Consider the following 1139-nt stretch of genomic DNA (forward strand, 5'->3'; position numbering starts at 1 on the left):
GCAATTTATCCAGCAAGGTCTGGCAATCTCTCAGCCATTGTCTGAAATTCGTCCGTCGGGCGGGCAATTCTCCTTTGGTAGTCAGCGGCAAGAGCACTTTTGAGCGCAGATCATTAATGGCATCCTTCAAGTATCTCCATTGTTCAACGAGGAACGGGAGTTCATTGATAAAGGGCTGGACTTCGGATGGTATTGCGTCCGGTTTGGGCTCAGCAGCCAGATCCAAAAAGCGCAGATAACCGGATACAAATCGTTGCAAATCGTTCTGCAGCCGAAGTATCTCCATGACAAGTTGTGGTAATAGATCCGATCTGTTTGCTGACATGCTGATTGCCTTACTTCGACCAGGGGCAAGGCAGCGACTTATTGGGCGATCAGGGTGAAAATACTCTAGCAACCGGTTATTTTGGCGATTCAGCCAGCCAAAACCTGTGTCGACCCTGTTGAAGTTCGGTGGTTCAGCAGCACCGATCGCGGGTGAGCTGATAATATCCTGTCTCGAAGTGGTGCTATGGGCCTGCCAGTAAGCAGACTGGTCGCCGGTTAGCAAACAGGCTCCGGGGCTGCCGACAAAGCTGCCTGCCACCAGTGTTACCTGTTGTCCGCTGGCTTGTGCTGATGCCTCAGAATACTGAGAACCAGCCAACAGGCAGGGTATACCCGCCTGACGCAGGGTGATGGCAACATGATCGTTGGTGCCCCCTTGTCTGAATACGCAGCCGCCCAAACGTCGCAAAATATCCGGTGCCAGCATCCAGTCACTGGCGTGATCGGAAAGCAGAATGGTACTGGGCGGAATCTGTTCTGCGTTGACCGGTTCGGTGACCACCAGGGCCACACCACTGCGGCAACCTTCACTGACCATAATGCCTCCAGCCAGCGGCAGGGAGGGAGCTGCGGCAGAGAAATGGGTGTTGCCCGGCAGCCGGGTCACTGGCCGACACTGGAAGAGGTAAAGTTGCTGCTGGTCATCCACGCCGAACTCAATATCTACCGGACAACAGAACATATCTTCCAGCTGTTCTGCGTATTTCTGCAGTTTTTGCAATATCTCATCAGCCAGCATGATGTCTTTTACATCCGTGGTTGCCGTGGTGCTCTGTTCGATATAACCCGCTTCACAGATCTCTTCATCGGTG

1 protein-coding gene is annotated in these 1139 nt (G+C 53.2%); it reads right to left on the bottom strand.

The window, feature by feature from the left end:
* The coding region (locus tag KDK19_RS14605; RefSeq protein ID WP_257292246.1) for a PEP/pyruvate-binding domain-containing protein at nt 1-1139 on the bottom strand (1139 nt) is incomplete at both ends.

Origin of the sequence: Endozoicomonas sp. ONNA1 (assembly GCF_024606325.1) — a bacterium.
Taxonomy (GTDB): domain Bacteria; phylum Pseudomonadota; class Gammaproteobacteria; order Pseudomonadales; family Endozoicomonadaceae; genus Endozoicomonas_A.